This window comes from Streptococcus suis, assembly GCF_019856455.1.
GTDB lineage: Bacteria > Bacillota > Bacilli > Lactobacillales > Streptococcaceae > Streptococcus > Streptococcus suis_AE.
In genome coordinates this window covers 1975221-1993226 of sequence record NZ_CP082205.1, presented here as the reverse complement: position 1 = coordinate 1993226, position 18006 = coordinate 1975221, and the positions used below count along the sequence as shown (strand labels likewise).

20 protein-coding genes, 1 pseudogene and 1 other annotated feature are annotated in these 18006 nt (G+C 40.7%); of the genes and pseudogenes, 20 read left to right on the top strand and 1 reads right to left on the bottom strand.

What is annotated here, in order from left to right; all coding sequences use genetic code 11:
• Positions 1-57 precede the first annotated feature (57 nt).
• Positions 58-1263, bottom strand: a pseudogene (locus K6969_RS09595) (IS1182 family transposase); the annotation flags it as partial.
• Between the two features lie 188 nt (positions 1264-1451).
• Between K6969_RS09595 and brnQ the strand changes: the two are divergent.
• The 20 genes from brnQ (at position 1452) to K6969_RS09495 (ending at position 17949) form a co-directional block, all read left to right on the top strand.
• Positions 1452-2780: a branched-chain amino acid transport system II carrier protein gene (gene brnQ, locus K6969_RS09590; RefSeq protein WP_414820586.1), complete on the top strand. Its 1329-nt coding sequence runs from the start codon at positions 1452-1454 to the stop codon at positions 2778-2780.
• Between the two features lie 67 nt (positions 2781-2847).
• Positions 2848-3023: a sequence feature (ribosomal protein L21 leader region), on the top strand.
• 35 nt (positions 3024-3058) lie between these two features.
• Complete coding sequence (gene rplU / locus K6969_RS09585; protein WP_002941330.1) at positions 3059-3373, top strand: 50S ribosomal protein L21; 315 nt, start codon at positions 3059-3061, stop codon at positions 3371-3373.
• Between the two features lie 46 nt (positions 3374-3419).
• Positions 3420-3713, top strand: a complete 294-nt coding sequence (rpmA, locus tag K6969_RS09580) for a 50S ribosomal protein L27 (RefSeq protein WP_009909754.1) — start codon at positions 3420-3422, stop codon at positions 3711-3713.
• A 53-nt stretch (positions 3714-3766) separates the two neighbouring features.
• Positions 3767-4180 (top strand): hypothetical protein, encoded by a 414-nt coding sequence (locus K6969_RS09575; RefSeq protein WP_029173385.1) that lies wholly within the window; start codon positions 3767-3769, stop codon positions 4178-4180.
• 20 nt (positions 4181-4200) lie between these two features.
• Positions 4201-4596 (top strand): hypothetical protein, encoded by a 396-nt coding sequence (locus K6969_RS09570; RefSeq protein WP_171942824.1) that lies wholly within the window; start codon positions 4201-4203, stop codon positions 4594-4596.
• Between the two features lie 4 nt (positions 4597-4600).
• A complete protein-coding gene (locus tag K6969_RS09565) occupies positions 4601-5260 on the top strand; it encodes a hypothetical protein (RefSeq protein WP_029173387.1) in 660 nt (219 codons plus the stop codon).
• Between the two features lie 12 nt (positions 5261-5272).
• Positions 5273-6178, top strand: a complete 906-nt coding sequence (locus tag K6969_RS09560) for a LysR family transcriptional regulator (protein WP_029173388.1) — start codon at positions 5273-5275, stop codon at positions 6176-6178.
• Between the two features lies 1 nt (position 6179).
• Positions 6180-6644: a signal peptidase II gene (lspA, locus tag K6969_RS09555; RefSeq protein WP_171942825.1), complete on the top strand. Its 465-nt coding sequence runs from the start codon at positions 6180-6182 to the stop codon at positions 6642-6644.
• Positions 6628-7521 (top strand): RluA family pseudouridine synthase, encoded by an 894-nt coding sequence (locus K6969_RS09550; RefSeq protein WP_002939451.1) that lies wholly within the window; start codon positions 6628-6630, stop codon positions 7519-7521. Before lspA ends, K6969_RS09550 begins: the two co-directional genes overlap by 17 nt.
• An 80-nt stretch (positions 7522-7601) precedes the next feature.
• Positions 7602-7940 (top strand): zinc ribbon domain-containing protein YjdM, encoded by a 339-nt coding sequence (locus K6969_RS09545; RefSeq protein WP_012775074.1) that lies wholly within the window; start codon positions 7602-7604, stop codon positions 7938-7940.
• Positions 7941-7987: 47 nt separating this feature from the next.
• Positions 7988-8635, top strand: a complete 648-nt coding sequence (locus K6969_RS09540) for a Pr6Pr family membrane protein (protein ID WP_024377832.1) — start codon at positions 7988-7990, stop codon at positions 8633-8635.
• A gap of 201 nt (positions 8636-8836) precedes the next feature.
• The gene (gene pyrR / locus K6969_RS09535) at positions 8837-9358 is read left to right on the top strand and encodes a bifunctional pyr operon transcriptional regulator/uracil phosphoribosyltransferase PyrR (protein ID WP_024376075.1); all 522 of its coding nucleotides are present in this window, start codon (positions 8837-8839) and stop codon (positions 9356-9358) included.
• Between the two features lie 56 nt (positions 9359-9414).
• Positions 9415-10338 carry an aspartate carbamoyltransferase catalytic subunit gene (locus K6969_RS09530; RefSeq protein ID WP_002939139.1) on the top strand — a complete coding sequence of 308 codons (924 nt, stop codon included), beginning with the start codon at positions 9415-9417 and terminating at the stop codon, positions 10336-10338.
• A 409-nt stretch (positions 10339-10747) separates the two neighbouring features.
• Positions 10748-11827: a carbamoyl phosphate synthase small subunit gene (locus tag K6969_RS09525; RefSeq protein ID WP_029173392.1), complete on the top strand. Its 1080-nt coding sequence runs from the start codon at positions 10748-10750 to the stop codon at positions 11825-11827.
• 510 nt (positions 11828-12337) lie between these two features.
• Positions 12338-15517, top strand: a complete 3180-nt coding sequence (gene carB / locus K6969_RS09520) for a carbamoyl-phosphate synthase large subunit (RefSeq protein WP_029173393.1) — start codon at positions 12338-12340, stop codon at positions 15515-15517.
• A 63-nt stretch (positions 15518-15580) separates the two neighbouring features.
• Positions 15581-16336: a class I SAM-dependent methyltransferase gene (locus K6969_RS09515; RefSeq protein ID WP_012775077.1), complete on the top strand. Its 756-nt coding sequence runs from the start codon at positions 15581-15583 to the stop codon at positions 16334-16336.
• On the top strand, positions 16333-16980 hold the full coding sequence (gene pcp / locus K6969_RS09510; protein ID WP_029173394.1) for a pyroglutamyl-peptidase I: 648 nt from the start codon (positions 16333-16335) through the stop codon (positions 16978-16980). Before K6969_RS09515 ends, pcp begins: the two co-directional genes overlap by 4 nt.
• Complete coding sequence (locus tag K6969_RS09505) at positions 16980-17288, top strand: DUF4298 domain-containing protein (protein WP_029173395.1); 309 nt, start codon at positions 16980-16982, stop codon at positions 17286-17288. Before pcp ends, K6969_RS09505 begins: the two co-directional genes overlap by 1 nt.
• Positions 17289-17412: 124 nt before the next feature.
• Entirely contained in the window at positions 17413-17685 is a 273-nt protein-coding gene (gene rpsP, locus K6969_RS09500; RefSeq protein ID WP_024392238.1) for a 30S ribosomal protein S16, read from the top strand.
• 21 nt (positions 17686-17706) lie between these two features.
• Positions 17707-17949, top strand: a complete 243-nt coding sequence (locus K6969_RS09495) for a KH domain-containing protein (protein ID WP_002940680.1) — start codon at positions 17707-17709, stop codon at positions 17947-17949.
• The last annotated feature ends 57 nt before the right edge of the window (positions 17950-18006 follow it).

The window sequence follows — 18006 nt, the reverse complement described above, 5'->3', positions numbered from 1 at the left end:
TACTTTTCATTTTTTTATCAGTTCGATTGTTTTTACTTGACAAAGGGCTTTACATATCAGCCGTTCAATCGTCTCTTTCCGATGTTGATAGAGTTCCTTCATCCCTCTTTGATGACGAATATCCTCGCACTGTTCCAAATACTCCTTCCAAATATGCCGCGTGACAACTTTTTGATGGTTCTTACTGGTCGTACATACTGATAATAGGGGACAGTTGGCACAAATTGCTGGATCACTTTTGTATTCTCGGTAGCCTTCTCGGGTAGTCGTGCGATAGGTCAAGGCCTGATGTTCAGGACACAGGACACAATCGAAGTGTTCGTCATAGACAAAATCTTTAGGACGAAGTTGTCCCTTCTTCCCACGAGGACGGGTGTAGGGAAGGACAGGAGTGATTTCCTTATCAATTAGAAACTTGGCAATACTGGGAGTTTTATAGCCCGAATCCGCAATGATATACTCTGGTTTCAAGGGTTCAAGCTTGGCGAAAAGTGCAGGAAAAGCCTGACTGTCATGGATATTACCAGCCTCAACACTATAAGCAAGTGCCCAGCCATACTTATCACAGGCAACTTGGGCAGAATAAGCGAAAACTTCCTTATGATCACCTTTGTGGAACCAGCCACTTTCTGGGTCGGTTGTGGAGATTTTCTTAGCGATGGGCTCTGGCTCTTTGGCGGGCCCGAGCGGCTTTTTTCCGTGCTTTACCCGATCTTGATTAATTTCGATTTCCAACTGTTCACTCATGAATTTAGCCTGCTTTTCCACCTCTTGGTTGATAAACTTACGATTATTGGCCGCAGCTTTAATATGAGTTCCGTCTATGAAAATCTCCGTCGGGTCAATCAGGCCTGCATTGATACACAGCCCAAGAATATGTGTGAAAATGGACTCAATCAACCCTTTCTCTTGAAAGCGACGGGAATAATTTTTGTCGTATGTCGTGAAGTGAGGCACCTTGTCATCTAGGGTTAAACCAAGAAACCAGCGATAGGCAGTGTTCACTTCAATATCCTTGATGGTCTGACGCATGGAACGAATACCATAAAAGCACTGAATCAGAGGAATTTTAACTAACATGACAGGGTCAAGACTAGGACGACCATTATCAGGCGAATAGGTATCTTCTACTAGGTCATAAATGAAGTCGAAGTCAATCACAACTTCCACTTGGCGCAGGAAATGATCTGCAGGCACAAGCTGGTCAAGGGTATAGAAACCGTACTGATTGCGGTTATAGTCAGGTTTTTCTTTGTGTAGCATAGGAGAACCTCATAAGTCCTTTTTCTTATATTATACTCCTAAATACGAAGAAAAGCCCTTAGAAAATCAATTCTAAGGACTTTGTCTTCAGTCTGAAATCCAGCTATTGCTGGATTTTTTAGTTCGAATCGTTCGGAAAAATCGAATTTGTATGATATAATAAGACTTCAGAAAAAAACAAAGGAGTTATTATGAAAAAAGGAGCCCTAACAGGATTACTCCTGTTTGGTATGTTTTTTGGTGCAGGAAACTTGATTTTCCCACCTGCACTTGGTGTCTTATCTGGTGAGAATTTCTGGCCAGCTATTTTAGGATTTGTTGTATCGGGTGTCGGTATTGCTGTTGTTGCCTTGATCGTCGGTACCTTAAACCCAAAAGGTTATGTACATGAGATTTCTCGCAAGATTTCACCGACTTTTGCAACGATTTATCTTGTTGCCTTGTATTTGGCTATCGGTCCTTTCTTTGCTATTCCGCGTACAGCTACAACGTCCTTTGAAATTGGTATTGCACCCTTGTTGGGCGATGCGAATCTGGGTCTCTGGTTATTTGGCTTTACAGCCCTTTACTTTGTGGCAGCTTATCTGATTGCCCTCAATCCATCTCAAATCTTAAACAGTATCGGACGTATTTTAACCCCTGTTTTTGCCATTTTGATTGTGATTTTAGTGGTGCTAGGTATTGTTAAATATGGTTCTACAAATCCACTTCCTGCAGCCGATGCTTACTCAGCAGGACAGGCATTTGGTACAGGATTTATTGAAGGATACAATACCCTTGATGCCCTTGCCTCTATTGCCTTTAGTGTCGTAGCGGTGAATACCTTAAAACAACTTGGTTTCTCAAGCAAAAAGGAATATGTATCTACCATTTGGTCAGTTGGTCTGATAGTAGCCTTGGCTTTCTCGGCGCTCTATGTTGGTTTGGCCTTCCTTGGAAATCATTTCCCAGTTCCTGCTGATGTTTTGGCTTCCGATACCAACAAGGGTATTTACATTCTTTCGCAAGCAACACAGGCTATTTTTGGACCAAGTGCACAAATTTTCTTGGCAGCTATGGTGATTGTTACTTGCTTTACGACAACGGCTGGCTTGATTGTTTCTTCGGGTGAATTTTTCGCTGAGCGTTTCCCACGTTTTAGCTACAAGGTATATGCGACTATCTTTACTTTGATTGGCTTTGGGATTGCCAACCTTGGTTTGAACAATATCATCACCTTCTCAGTTCCAGTTCTTTTGGTTCTCTATCCAATTACTATCTGTATTGTATTGATTACCATTGTTAACAAATTTGTATCGCTTTCCACTTATGGTATGCAATTAACTGTGGGACTAGTGACAGTTTTGTCATTGGTAGAAGTGTTAGCAGGACAATTCAACTGGACTGCTGTTTCAAAAATCATTTCAGCTCTGCCATTGGCCGGACAATCACTAGCGTGGTTATTACCTGCTCTTGTCGGAATCGTCCTCTCTCTATTCTTACCAAACAAGCAGGAGAGCGAAGTTTTTGAAATGTAAGAAAAGTGATACAAAACACTTGCATTTGCAGGTGTTTTTGTTATAATAGGACTGTTGACTATGCACACATCCTGTGCAACCGCACGAATGCCGTTGCTCTGCAAAAATTAAGCTCAAACGTCGTTGACTTAACTTGGTGAACCTAAGTTCTACCTGTGTCTGCGTCGCCTAGTCTGAACTTAATTTTTATTGAGCAAGATAAAGTGGTTCGTCCCACGGTACTAGGCGAGTCTTCACATCAAATTCGGGCAAGGCCCAAAAATCATAGGAGGTGCATAATGAGCACATATGCAATCATTAAAACTGGCGGCAAACAAGTTAAAGTTGAAGTCGGTCAAGCTATCTACGTTGAAAAATTGAACGTTGAAGCAGGTCAAGAAGTTACTTTCGAAGAAGTAGTTCTTGTTGGTGGTGAGAAAACTGTTGTGGGTACTCCACTTGTAGCAGGCGCTACTGTTGTTGGTACTGTTGAAAAACAAGGTAAACAGAAAAAAGTTGTTACCTTCAAGTACAAACCTAAAAAAGGTAGCCACCGCAAACAAGGTCACCGTCAACCTTACACAAAAGTTGTTATCAACGCTATCAACGCTTAATCGCGTAGCTTGAAGCAATCATTACAGAAATTCGGAGGAATAACATATGTTAAACTTGAATCTTGCTAACTTGCAATTTATGGCCCACAAAAAAGGTGGAGGTTCAACGTCAAACGGTCGTGACTCACAAGCGAAACGCCTTGGTGCGAAAGCTGCTGACGGCCAAACTGTATCAGGTGGTTCAATTCTTTACCGCCAACGTGGTACAAAAATCTACCCAGGAGCTAACGTAGGTCGTGGTGGAGATGACACTCTTTACGCTAAAGTAGAAGGCGTTGTACGCTTCGAACGTAAAGGTCGCGATAAGAAACAAGTATCTGTTTACCCAATCGCAAAATAAGTCGTAGCCTCTAGTATTAGAGGCTTTTTTAAAAAAATAAACTACGAACTTTTATGAATGATTTAAATAATGAATTTGTTAAAGGTTTCTACTTAGAGTTGGTAAAAAATAAAGAACAGTGCAAAAGTAAAATTTTAGAACTGGAAATTGAGATTGGTAAGCTTAAAGAAAAGATTGCTCAGTATGACAACCAACTCATCAAACATTCTGAACGGACAGTTTTTAAACCAGATTATTATATTGAAGAGAATAGTGAACTTTGGGAAATAAGAACAGATATTGAAAATTTAAAGACCTCCACTCATGATTCGAGTAAAAGAACCGAAGAACTTACAATATTATTGCTAGAAGAAGAAAATTATCAAAAGCAAAAAGAATCATATTTCGAGGATGAAAATAAAAGAAAAAAATTAAATATGAGGAATATCTTTTCTAAGAAAACCTATAAGGACTCAGCTAAAAAGTAGAAATTTATTGGAGTTTTAAAATGGCAAAAATATTGGACATTCTCCTATTTTTTATTATATTAATAACTTTGTTGGTGTCACTTATAACTATATTTATAGAAACACCGACTCAAATTCAAACAACAATAGACATATTAAATATTGTAATGTTTCCTTGTAGTTTTGTAATTTTACTAAATGAGTTTTATTATAAGTTTAATAAAGAAAAGTTTTTTAAATACTATTTCAAGTTGCTGTTAGGTATAGCAATTCTTATTTGTATATGTCTCACAATTGCTTTGTTAGTGCTTGCTGACAAATTTTATGCAAATGAAAAAACTCAAGAGGTGATTGCGATACTTACTTTGTTAGTAAGTGTTCCACAAAGATGGTATGGTCAAGCTTTTGAAACAAAAGTAAAATCTAAAATGAGGTGAAACAATGTCTGAAATTAAAAAAAGAGTAAGAGAAATTTTATCAAAAGATGGAATGATAAAAAACATAATGTTTGAATGTGTTAGAGAATTAGAAAATTTTGATAGTGAACAACAAATTGAGTTTTTGGAATTATTATTTACAAATTTTGGGAAATTTGAAATTGATAAAGAAGTGAAAAGTGGAGATTTTGTTACCGAGGAACAGACTGAAGCATACTTTTCTTCCTCGTTGGATAAATTTGTAGTTGGTATATATCAGGCTATTTTGAAACGTGCTATAAAAAATAATTTTCCAGTTACAACATTTTACAGAGAAATCCATGAATTGATTTTATCCTCGAAACTTTTGACAGAGAATTATCAAAAAGCCCTAGCTCTGACACAATTAATACAGCAGAAAGAAATGCCTTATCTGAATGTTGATTTCAGTGTCCTACAAGTAATAAAAGACTTTTCAAAATTCAATCAAGAAAATCCAGACCTTGTGGAAATTTTTGATTATATTTTTAGACTAAATTTAGAATATAAAACGGAATATAGTTCATTATTATTGAATGAACTTGAAAAATTCTCGACTAAAGAGGATAGAGTGATTTGTTTAGCAAAAATGTTAGATGTTCATAAATTTCTAATAGAAAAAGAGTTCGAGCAAGCAGAGGAATAGTAAAGTATAACCATGAACATTCAACAATTACGCTATGTTGTTGCCATTGCCAACAGCGGGACTTTTCGAGAGGCGGCTGAGAAGATGTACGTGTCCCAGCCTAGTCTGTCCATTGCAATTCGTGATTTGGAGAAGGAGGTTGGTTTTCAAATTTTTAACAGAACAAGTTCAGGAACCTTTCTAACCAAAGAGGGCATGGATTTTTACGAAAAAGCTCAAGCCTTAGTTAAGGGATTTGATCAGTTTGAAAATCGTTATTTGCAACCTGAAGAAGGGGAAAAGATTTTTTCCATTTCCAGTCAGCACTATGACTTTTTACCACCGTTGATAACAGAATTCTCAAAGGAACATCCTCAGTACAAAAATCTTCGAATTTTTGAATCAACAACGGTTCAAATTTTAGATGAAGTAGCCCAAGGATATAGCGAACTAGGGATTATTTATCTGAATGGTCGCAATACAAAAGGGATTATGCAGAAATTAGAGAAACTCAAGTTAGAGGTTGAGGAGTTAATTGCCTTTCAAACACATATCTATATTCGGAAAGACCATCCTTTAACAAGCAAGTCTGAGGTTGAGTTGAATGATTTAGTTGGTCTTCCGACAGTGCGATTTACTCAGGAAAAAGAAGCTTATCTTTACTACTCTGAAAATCTAATTGATACGTCAGACTCGTCTGTTACTTTTGATGTAACTGACCGATCAACTTTGAACGGCATATTGGAGCGGACCGATGCCTATGCGACAGGCTCTGGCTTCCTAGATAGTGAAAGTGTGAACGGGATTACAGTCATTCCAATTAAAGATCAAATTGATAATCGCATGGTCTATGTCAAACGAGCTGATTCAGAATTAAGCCAATGTGCTTTAGATTTTATTGAAATGATGCATCAATATTTTGATGCGAAGAAAGGTTAGTATGAGAAAGTTTGGATTTCCAATTCTGGCAGTTGTTTTGATAGGTCTTGACCAGCTTGTTAAGGCTTGGACTGTTGCCAATATTGAATTAGACACGGTTGAGCCATTTCTTCCAGGATTTATGAGTTTGGCCTATTTACGCAATTATGGAGCGGCTTGGTCTATCTTACAAAATCAGCAGTGGTTTTTCACGATTGTAACAATCGCAGCTGTGACCGGTTTGATTTGGTATTATGTGAAGCAAATCAAGGGCAACCTGTGGACCTTATTTAGTCTGGCTTTGATGATTGCTGGAGCCCTGGGGAATTTTATTGATCGAATTCGTCTTGGTTATGTAGTGGATATGTTCCATTTGGATTTTATCAGTTTCCCAGTATTTAATGTGGCGGACATGTGTCTGAATGTCGGTGTTGGAATTTTGTTAATTTGTATCATGAAAGAAGAGAGTAATGGAAGTAAGAGTTGAGGTTGGTGGTATTCGTTTGGATAAGGCATTGTCGGACTTGACGGATTTGTCTCGTTCGGTTGCAAATGAGCAGATTAAGGCTGGTCAGGTTTTGGTCAATGGACAGCCTAAAAAAGCTAAATATAGTGTGCAGGTTGGGGATGTCCTAACCTATCAAATTCCAGAAGTAGAAGAAATCGACTATGTTGCTGAGGATATTCCTTTAGAGATTGTCTTTCAGGACGAGGATGTTGCTGTTGTAAATAAACCTCAAGGGATGGTCGTTCATCCGTCGGCTGGTCACACGTCTGGAACGCTAGTTAATGCTCTCCTTTATCATGTAAAAGATTTGTCAGGCATCAATGGTGTCTTGCGACCAGGTATTGTCCATCGGATTGACAAGGATACATCTGGCTTGCTCATGATTGCTAAAAACGATGATGCCCATACAAAGCTTGCTGCTGAATTGAAAGATAAGAAATCCCTTCGTAAGTATTGGGCCATTGTACACGGCAATCTACCAAACGATCGCGGAGTAATTGAGGCGCCGATTGGTCGTTCTGAAAAAGACCGCAAGAAACAAGCGGTGACGGCCAAAGGGAAAGAAGCGGTGACACGTTTTCAGGTTTTAGAGCGTTTTGGTGACTACACTTTGGTGGAATTGACATTGGAAACAGGACGAACTCACCAAATTCGTGTCCACATGGCTTATATTGGTCATCCGGTTGCGGGTGATGAAGCTTACGGCCCAAGGAAAACACTAAAAGGGCATGGCCAATTTCTTCATGCCAGAACGCTTGGATTTACCCATCCGAGAACTGGCGAGGTTGTTGAATTTACGGCAGAAGCGCCAGCTATTTTTCAGGAGGCACTTGAAAAACTGCGCAAGGCTGAATAATAGTATGAAAACCTTATCATCTTGCCCATTTTTTCAACAAATGCTATACTAGAACATGAAAAATGTTAAGGAGAGTAAGAATGGAAACTTTACCAAATTGTCCAAAATGTAATTCTGAATATGTCTATGAAGACGGTGCCCTCTTGGTTTGCCCTGAGTGTGCTTACGAGTGGAACCCAGCAGATGTAGCTGAGGAAGAAAGTGGACCTGTTGCAATTGATGCTAACGGTAATCGTTTGGCGGACGGCGATACTGTGACGCTTATCAAAGACTTGAAAGTGAAAGGTGCGCCTAAGGACCTTAAACAAGGTACACGCGTTAAAGGCATCCGTATCGTTGAAGGCGATCATAATATTGATTGTAAAATCGATGGTTTTGGTGCCATGAAGTTGAAATCTGAATTTGTTAAGAAAATCTAAGAGAGAGGACTGGTTAACCAGTCTTTTCCTGTTTTTGAAAGGATAGTATGAAGAATCAAAGTTTTTTATTTTATAGCAGATGTTTACTGGCTGCTTTAGCGATTACGGGAACTGCTCTAGAAATCATTAAATACGGTATCGGGATGCTCATGTATTATACGGTACAATCTAATTTATTGGTATCTCTGTTTGCTGTCTATATGGTCTATGCCATGAGTAAAAGTGTGGATTTACAGACGTCACGTTTTCTTCGGATAAAGGCTGCTGTAACCATGTCTATCATGATTACTTGTGTAGTCTATCACTTTATGTTGGCGCCTTTGGCAGACGATTTCTGGCGACTTGAAAATCTACTCTGCCATTATATTGTTCCCTTATATTTTTTGTTAGATACCCTAATAGTAGATCGTCAGCAACAGTACAAGTGGTTTGACCCGATTTGGTGGACGCTTTTGCCTGTTCTCTACATGATTTTTGGTCTAGTGAATGGTCTTTTCATAAAAATTCCAATCCCAGATGCTAAGGACAGTCCTTTTGCTTATTTCTTTCTCAATGTCCCTAAGTATGGTTGGACCTATGTTTTGACTTATGCTGGAGTCATCTTTGTCGCCTATCTAGTCTGCGGTTTTCTGTTGGCGGGACTAAAATCCATAAACCTTAAGACTTCATTGTCTTTTGGAAAAAATTCTCAGTAAAATCCGATAATTTCTATATTTTTTCAGAAAAAAATTGTCAAGGCTGAGATTTTATGCTATACTCTGCTTAATAAATCCTTTAAAACCTGTCCAGAGAGGCAGACAAGGAGTCGGATGTTAAGCAGGTTGGTTCTAGCTAGCCTATATTTTCATAGTCTCCTTGTGTAAAGGGGACTTTTTTCTATATTTTTTGGAGGTCTTATGAAGACAAAAGAAATCGTTGACGATATGACCATGAAACGGGCTATTACCCGTATCACTTATGAAATTATCGAGCGGAACAAAAATTTGGAAAATATTGTTCTAGCAGGGATTAAAACCCGTGGGGTGTTCATTGCTAAACGTATTCAGGAAAGACTGAAGCAATTAGAGGGTATTGATGTTCCACTGGGTGAATTGGATACCAAACCTTTCCGTGATGATGTAAAAGTCGAAGAAGATACGACAAGCATGACTGCTGATGTGAATGACCGTGATGTTATTTTGGTAGATGATGTGCTCTATACAGGCCGAACCATTCGTGCGGCTATTGACAACATAGTGTCCTTGGGCCGTCCAGCTCGTGTTAGTTTAGCGGTACTTGTGGATCGTGGACACAGGGAGTTGCCTATTCGAGCAGATTATGTTGGGAAGAATATCCCAACTAGCCGTTCGGAAGAAATCATCGTTCACATGGCTGAAATCGATGGTCAGGATTCTGTCCTCCTAGTCGAGGGAGCTTAGTCGTTTATTTTTCAACTCAATATTCTACATTTTATATCCTAAAGGCAGGTATCGTCATGACAATTACAAATGGTAAAGTTTCACTCAAACACTTGGTTACAATGGAGACCCTCTCAAATGAAGAAGTATTGGGACTCATTCAACGTGGTATTGCTTTTAAACGCGGTGAAAAGGTAGAGTTGGATCGGAAGTACTATGCTTCTAACCTTTTCTTTGAGGATTCAACTCGGACGCATAAGTCTTTTGAAATGGCGGAGCTTCGTTTGGATATGGGAATGATTGACTTTGATGCTCGTACCAGTTCGGTCAATAAGGGTGAAACCTTGTATGATACAATTTTGACCATGTCAGCTTTAGGGGTCGATATCTGTGTCATTCGTCACTCGGAAGTGGATTATTACAAGCAATTGATTGATAGTCCTACCATTCAGACTTCAATTGTCAATGGTGGTGATGGTTCAGGCCAACACCCAAGCCAATCCCTACTTGATTTGATGACTATTTATGAAGAATTTGGAACTTTTGAAGGCTTGAAGATTGCCATTGCAGGTGATATTACACACTCACGGGTTGCTAAGTCCAATATGCAAATTTTGAAGCGTCTGGGAGCTGAGATTTTCTTTGCTGGACCGGAGGAATGGTACGCAGAGGAATTTGATGTCTATGGTCAGCATTTGAATATTGATGATATTGTGGAAACGGTAGATGTACTGATGTTGCTCCGTGTGCAACACGAGCGTCATGATGGTGATGGTGGCTTTTCTAAAGAAACTTATAACCGTTTGCATGGTTTAACAGAGGAGCGCTACAAACGCTTGAAAGATACTGCAATTGTTATGCATCCGGCCCCTGTCAATCGCGATGTTGAGATTGATGATTCTCTAGTTGAAGCACCCAAATCACGTATTGTCCGCCAAATGCAGAATGGTGTATTTGTCCGTATGGCGATTTTGGAAGCAATTGTCAATGGCAAGGCTTAAAAGTAAGCTGTTCAGGTACCTTAGTACTGAGCAGTTAGAAATTTGTTAGACTTATCTTATTTAATGTCGCTCAGAGAGGCGACGAATAGAAAGGCAAGGAACAGGTCAATGGTTGCGAGCAACTCATTTCCCTACGCCTGCCTCTATGGAGGTTAGGCTATTCCTTGCACTAGCTCGAAAATGGATTATTATCGAATCCATTTTCTCACGTCGGAGAATTATTTAATGTCGCCCAGAGAGGCGACGAATAGAAAGGAGAAGGTACAGGTTCGAGTAAGATTTGATTTTTATATTCGAACATGCCCTAAGGACTGTGTGAAAAAGATAAATATCGACTTGACGCCTATAGCGTCGGCGCCGAATTTCCTATTTTCACTTTGTCCTTTTAACGGGCTTTGTATCATAGATTATGTCAAAAAGACGTTTAATTTTGGAAGATGGCACTATTTTTGAAGGGGAGGCCTTCGGTGCTGATATTGATGTGACTGGTGAGTTGGTTTTCTCAACTGGTATGACAGGTTATCAGGAATCCATCACGGACCAGTCTTATAATGGTCAGATTTTAACCTTTACCTATCCCTTGGTAGGAAATTACGGGATTAACCGCGATGATTACGAGTCGATCAAACCGACTTGTAAGGGAGTGGTTGTTAGCGAGTGGGCTCGTCGAGCAAGTAACTGGCGTAACCAGATGACTTTGGATGAATTTTTAAAGGCTAAGAAAATTCCAGCTATTTCTGGAATTGACACACGCGCCTTGACTAAAATTATTCGTCAGCACGGGACTATGAAGGCGACTCTTGCAAATGTTGGTGATTCCGTTGAGCATTTGACGGATCAGTTGAGAGCGACTGTTTTGCCAACCAACAACATCCAGCAAGTATCTACCAAAACGGCCTATCCTGCGCCTGGAATTGGACGTAGTGTTGTTTTGGTTGATTTTGGATTGAAACATTCTATTCTTAGAGAGTTAGCCAAGCGTGATTGCAATGTGACAGTTGTCCCTTATGATACTACTGCTGAAGAAATTCTTGCTCTCCATCCTGATGGTGTTATGCTATCAAACGGCCCAGGAAATCCAGATGATGTTCCAGAAGCTTTGGACATGATTCGGGGCATTCTTGGGAAAATTCCAATTTTTGGTATCTGTATGGGGCACCAACTCTTTGCCAAGGCCAATGGTGCTACAACTTACAAGATGAAGTTTGGTCACCGTGGTTTCAACCATGCTGTTCGTGAAATTGCGACAGGTCGAGTGGACTTTACCAGTCAGAACCACGGTTATGCAGTGGCTCGTGAAGATTTACCTGAATGTTTAATGATTACTCATGAAGAAATCAATGATAAATCAGTAGAAGGGGTACGCCACAAGTACTATCCAGGTTTCTCTGTTCAATTCCACCCAGATGCTGCACCTGGTCCACATGATGCCAGCTATTTGTTTGACGAATTTATGGAATTGATGGATTCGTTTAAAAAAGGGCAGTAAGGTTTAACCACTATCGAGCTAAACCTTACTGCGTCGGTCAGAGCAAGTCGGACTTCATGCTAACGCATGTGTCCTTCTACGCAAAGTCCTATGGGACCTTTGCTAACTCTGACACTAGTTTAGAATTTCAATTATTATCGAATTGAGATTCTAAACGTCGGACTTATCTTATTTAATGTCGCTCAGAGAGGCGACGAATAGAAAGGCAAGGGACAGATCAATGGTTGCGAGCAACTCATTTCCCTACGCCTGCCTCTATGGAGGTCAGGCTATCCCTTGCACTAGCTCGAAAATGGATTAATGTCGAATCCATTTTCTCACGTCGGTCTATTATTTAATTCTATTCGGAGAGATAGAAAATAGAAAGGAGAAGGTACAGGTTCGAGTTTCTTATTCGAACACGCCCTAAGGACTGTGCGAAAAAGATAAACGTCGTCTTGATGCTTGAAGCATCAGCGTCGTGTTTCCTATTTTCGCTTTGTCCTCTTAACGGGCTTTGTATCATACATTATGCCAAAACGTACGGATATTAAGAAAATTATGGTGATTGGGTCTGGTCCGATTATTATCGGTCAGGCTGCGGAGTTTGATTATGCTGGGACTCAGGCTTGTTTGGCTTTGAAGGAAGAAGGCTACAGTGTCGTCTTGGTCAATTCAAACCCTGCGACCATTATGACAGATAAGGAAATAGCAGACAAGGTCTATATTGAACCGATTACGCTTGAATTTGTCACACGGATTTTACGGAAGGAGCGTCCAGATGCTCTCTTGCCAACCCTGGGTGGTCAGACTGGTCTCAACATGGCCATGGAATTGTCTAAGGCTGGTATTTTAGATGAGCTTGGAGTTGAGTTGTTGGGAACTAAACTGTCTGCAATTGATCAGGCAGAGGACCGCGACCTCTTCAAACAACTCATGGAAGACCTCAATCAGCCTATTCCTGAGTCAACGATTGTGACAACAGTTGAAGAAGCCTTGGAATTTGCTGCTGGAATTGGTTATCCTGTCATTGTTCGACCAGCCTTCACGTTGGGTGGTACTGGCGGTGGTATGTGTGCCAATGAAGAAGAACTGCGAGAAATTGCAGAAAATGGTCTAAAATTGTCACCAGTGACACAGTGTTTGATTGAGCGTTCCATTGCTGGTTTCAAAGAAATTGAATACGAAGTGATGCGCGATGCGGCTGACAATGCCTTGGTCGTATGTAACATGGAAAACTTTGACCCTGTGGGAATTCATACAGGAGATTCTATCGTATTTGCCCCAACGCAGACGCTTTCGGATATTGAAAACCAGATGTTACGTGATGCCAGTCTCAGCATCATCCGTGCTCTCAAAATCGAAGGTGGCTGTAATGTACAGTTGGCACTAGATCCACATAGTTTCAAATATTATGTCATTGAAGTAAACCCGCGTGTGTCCCGTTCATCTGCCTTGGCATCCAAAGCGACAGGTTATCCTATTGCCAAATTGGCAGCGAAAATCGCAGTTGGCTTAACCTTGGATGAAATGGTCAACCCTGTTACAGGAACAACCTATGCCATGTTTGAACCTGCACTTGACTACGTTGTAGCAAAAATTCCACGTTTCCCATTTGATAAGTTTGAAAAAGGGGAGCGCCGCCTTGGAACGCAGATGAAGGCAACTGGAGAGGTCATGGCCATTGGGCGTAATATCGAAGAAAGTTTGCTCAAGGCCTGTCGTTCTTTGGAAATCGGTGTCTACCACAATGAAATGCCTGAACTCAGCCAAGTAACAGATGACCAACTGGTTGAAAAGATTGTCAAGGCACAGGATGATCGTTTATTCTATCTTTCAGAAGCCCTTCGACGTGGCTATACAGTAGAAGAATTGGCTCAGTTGACCAAGATTGATCTTTTCTTCCTTGATAAGCTGCTTCATATCTTAGAAATCGAGCAGGAATTGGCAACGAATTTTGATAACATTGACCTATTGAAAAAAGCCAAGAAATATGGATTTGCAGACCGCAAGATTGCAGAATTATGGGGACGGACAGAGTCCTATATCCGTCAACTGCGTACAGAACACAAGATTGTCCCTGTTTACAAGATGGTGGACACTTGTGCGGCTGAATTCGAAAGTTCAACACCATATTTCTACTCAACTTATGAGTGGGAAAATGAGTCTATCCGTTCGGAGAAAGAATCTGTTTTGGTGCTGGGTTCTGGTCCAATTCGTATCGGTCAGGGTGTGGAGTTTGACTATGCGACAGTGCATTCAGTCAAGGCTATTCAGGCAGCTGGCTACGAAGCCATCATTATGAACTCAAACCCTGAAACTGTGTCAACTGACTTTTCGGTTTCGGACAAACTTTACTTCGAGCCGTTGACTTTAGAAGATGTATTGAACGTGATTGACCTTGAGAAACCAAAAGGGGTTATCGTTCAGTTCGGTGGCCAGACGGCTATCAATTTGGCAGAGCCATTGGCCAAAGCAGGCATTCCAATCTTGGGTACGCAAGTAGCGGATTTGGATAGAGCTGAAGACAGGGATTTATTTGAAAAAGCCCTGAAAGACCTTGGGATTCCACAGCCACCAGGGCAAACCGCAACCAACGAAGAGGAAGCTCTTGAAGCGGCCCGCAAAATTGGTTTCCCGGTACTTGTTCGTCCCTCTTATGTCTTGGGCGGTCGTGCTATGGAGATTGTCGAAAATGAGGCGGATTTGCGTTCTTATATGAGAACGGCGGTCAAGGCTTCGCCAGAACACCCTGTTTTGGTGGATTCCTACATCGTCGGTCGTGAGTGTGAGGTTGATGCTATTTCAGATGGTAAGGATGTCTTGATTCCAGGGATTATGGAGCATATCGAGCGCGCTGGGGTTCACTCAGGGGACTCGATGGCCGTTTATCCGCCACAAACCCTGTCTAAAGAGGTACAGGCAACCATTGCAGACTATACCAAACGCTTGGCAATCGGTCTCAACTGTATCGGTATGATGAATATCCAGTTTGTTATTAAGGATGAAACGGTATATGTGATTGAGGTCAATCCTCGTGCCAGTCGTACGGTGCCATTCTTGTCCAAAGTCACAGACATTCTAATGGCTCAGGTTGCAACCAAATTGATTTTGGGACAAAGCCTTGCGGAACTGGGTTACCAAGACGGTCTTTATCCTGAGAGCAATCAAGTGCATGTCAAGTCACCAGTTTTCTCATTCACAAAATTAGCTAAAGTTGACAGTTTGTTAGGTCCAGAGATGAAGTCTACGGGTGAGATTATGGGGTCAGACTTGACGTTGGAGAAAGCACTTTATAAGGCTTTTGAAGCGAGTTACCAACATCTAGAAGAATTCGGAAATGTTGTCTTTACAATCGCTGATGAAGATAAAGAAGAAGCCCTTAGTTTAGCACGTCGATTCCACGAATTAGGTTATGGTATATTTGCAACCACTGGAACAGCTAAGTTTCTTGTTGAAAACGGTTTGTCAGTAATACCGGTAGGAAAATTAGGTGAAGTTGATAATCATGATATTCCAAGTCTTGTTCGAGCAGGTAAGATTCAGGCTATTATCAATACGGTTGGAAAAAAACGGGTGGCAGATGGTGACGGTCAAGTCATTCGAAGCTCTGCTATTGAAGGAGGAATTCCGCTCTTTACGGCCCTCGATACAGCAGAAGCTATGGTCAAAGTGCTGGAGAGCCGTAGCTTCATGACACAGGCAATATAGAAGATACTATCAGGATGAGCTTTGAGTTCGTCCTGATTTTTTGATATACTGAAGAGTATGAAAATGATTGTAACAACTAGTCTTGGGATGGATGAGGGGCTGGTCTATAGGGCTAGACGGATTGCCAGTGAACTGGGAATTGAATACAAGGAAAGAAAGAAGCAGTCGGTTGGAAAAATGTTAGGTACCTACGAGGCTGTCTTGGTTCTTTATAAGGATAAATTGATACTAGAACAGAGGGGTGGGCAGGTTTTATTTTTCCACCCAGATACTGCCATGTTGCGGATTAAGTCTGGAAGAGATCCGCTTTTAGAATTACTTGGAAAAGAAAAACAATCAATAATAGACTGTACTATGGGCTTGGGATCTGATAGCATTGTGTTAGCAAGTGCTGGTCATCGGGTGACAGCCTTGGAAAGTTCTAAGCTAGTGCACTTTATTGTGAGTCGAGGTTTACAGGATTTTGATAGTGGGCTGCAAGAGGTCAATCGAGCCATGAAATCTATCCAGACAATTTGGACAGATAGTTTGACTTATTTGAAAGGGCAAATAGATAAGTCTGTTGATGTCATTTACTTTGATCCCATGTTTTCAGAAGAAATCAAGGAATCACAAAATCTTTCTGGCTTGTCTACTTTAGCTGACAGAAGCCGTTTAACGGAGGAAATTGTATCTGAGGCTAAACGAGTAGCTAGGAAGAAATTGATTATAAAGGCTCATTTTCGAGATCAGGTCTTTGAAGAATTTGGCTTTAAACGTCATGTCAGACCCAATCAAAAATTTCACTACGGAGAAATTATTTTGGAGGAGGAAGTATGAAAATCATCGTAACAGGCTTTGATCCCTTTGGTGGCGAGCCTATTAACCCAGCCTTGGAAACAATCAAATCTCTACCTAAGACCATTGTTGGTGCAGAGATTATTCTTGTAGAGATTCCGACTGTTTTTGACAAGGCTGCGGATGTTTTAGAGGAGAAAATGGCAGAACATTTACCTGATGCGGTACTATGTATTGGTCAGGCTGGTGGGCGAGTTGATTTAACACCTGAGCGTATAGCCATTAACCAAGATGATGCACGTATTCCAGACAATGAAGGGCAACAGCCGATTGATAGAACGATTCGAGAAGATGGTCAGCCTGCTTATTTCTCCACCTTACCTATCAAGGCTATGGTCGAAGCCATTCGTTCTGTGGGCATTCCTGCTTCTGTTTCAAACACCGCCGGCACCTTTGTCTGCAACCATCTCATGTATCAAGCTCTTTACTTGGCGGAGAAACAATTTCCAAAGGCTAAGGCGGGTTTTCTCCATATTCCCTTCTTGCCAGAGCAGGTTGTCGACAAACCAGGACTGGCTTCCATGTCTTTGAACGATATTGTAAGAGGAGTTGAAGTAGCTATAGGAGCAATTGTTGAATATAGGGATAAAGAGGATATTAAAAAGGGTGGTGGTAGTACACACTGATGAAAAATATTATGGAAGCAAGAAAACGTGTAGAGGAAATGGAAAAAATATTTAACAGACAGCTAGAGCTGAACCAGTCCCTTTCCGATAGTATGGCACAACTTAACCAGGAACAATCGACTTATTTACAGTTATTAGATTATTACCAGAGCCAGACCTATATGGAAGATCTTGAATTATCTGATAAGGGGGATTTCATTGGTATTCCTTGCGGAGTATTGAGTGAAGATGGAGTCTATAATTTACTGTTTGACCGTACAAATCTAGCAAGTCAACTGAGAGAACTAGCAGATATGCTCGAACAATAAAATTTTTTAAAACCTGTCAAGTTTTTTTCTTGACACCCTGTCAAAGTGTGGTATAATAGAACATGTGCTAAATAGCTCTGCTATTTCACCGAATAAAAATACAAAGAAAAGAGAATATTTTAAAATGGCAGTAAAAATCCGTTTGACTCGTATGGGTTCTAAAAAGAAACCTTTCTACCGTATCAACGTTGCAGACTCACGCGCTCCACGTGATGGTCGTTTCATCGAAACAGTTGGTACTTACAACCCACTTTTGGCTGAAAACTCAGTAACTCTTAAAGAAGAGCGTGTACTTGAGTGGTTGGCAAAAGGTGCACAACCATCTGATACAGTTCGTGCCCTTCTTTCAAACGCTGGCGTATTGAAGAAATTCCACGAGCAAAAATTCTCTAAATAAGAACAGTAAGCGAGAACACTTATGGACATGATTGAAAATCTCATTATTGCGATTGTGAAACCTTTGATTTCACAGCCTGATAGCTTGACAATTAAAATTGTTGATACACCTGAATTTTTAGAATATCATTTGGATTTGGATAAATCTGATATTGGACGTATCATTGGGAAAAAAGGACGCACAATTTCTGCAATCAGAACGATTGTCTACTCTGTTCCAACAAGTGATAAAAAAGTTCGTTTAGTGATTGACGAGAAAGAATAATAAAAGTCACCGTATGGTGGCTTTTAACTTAGACAAAGGGGCCAGGCCCCTTTTTAT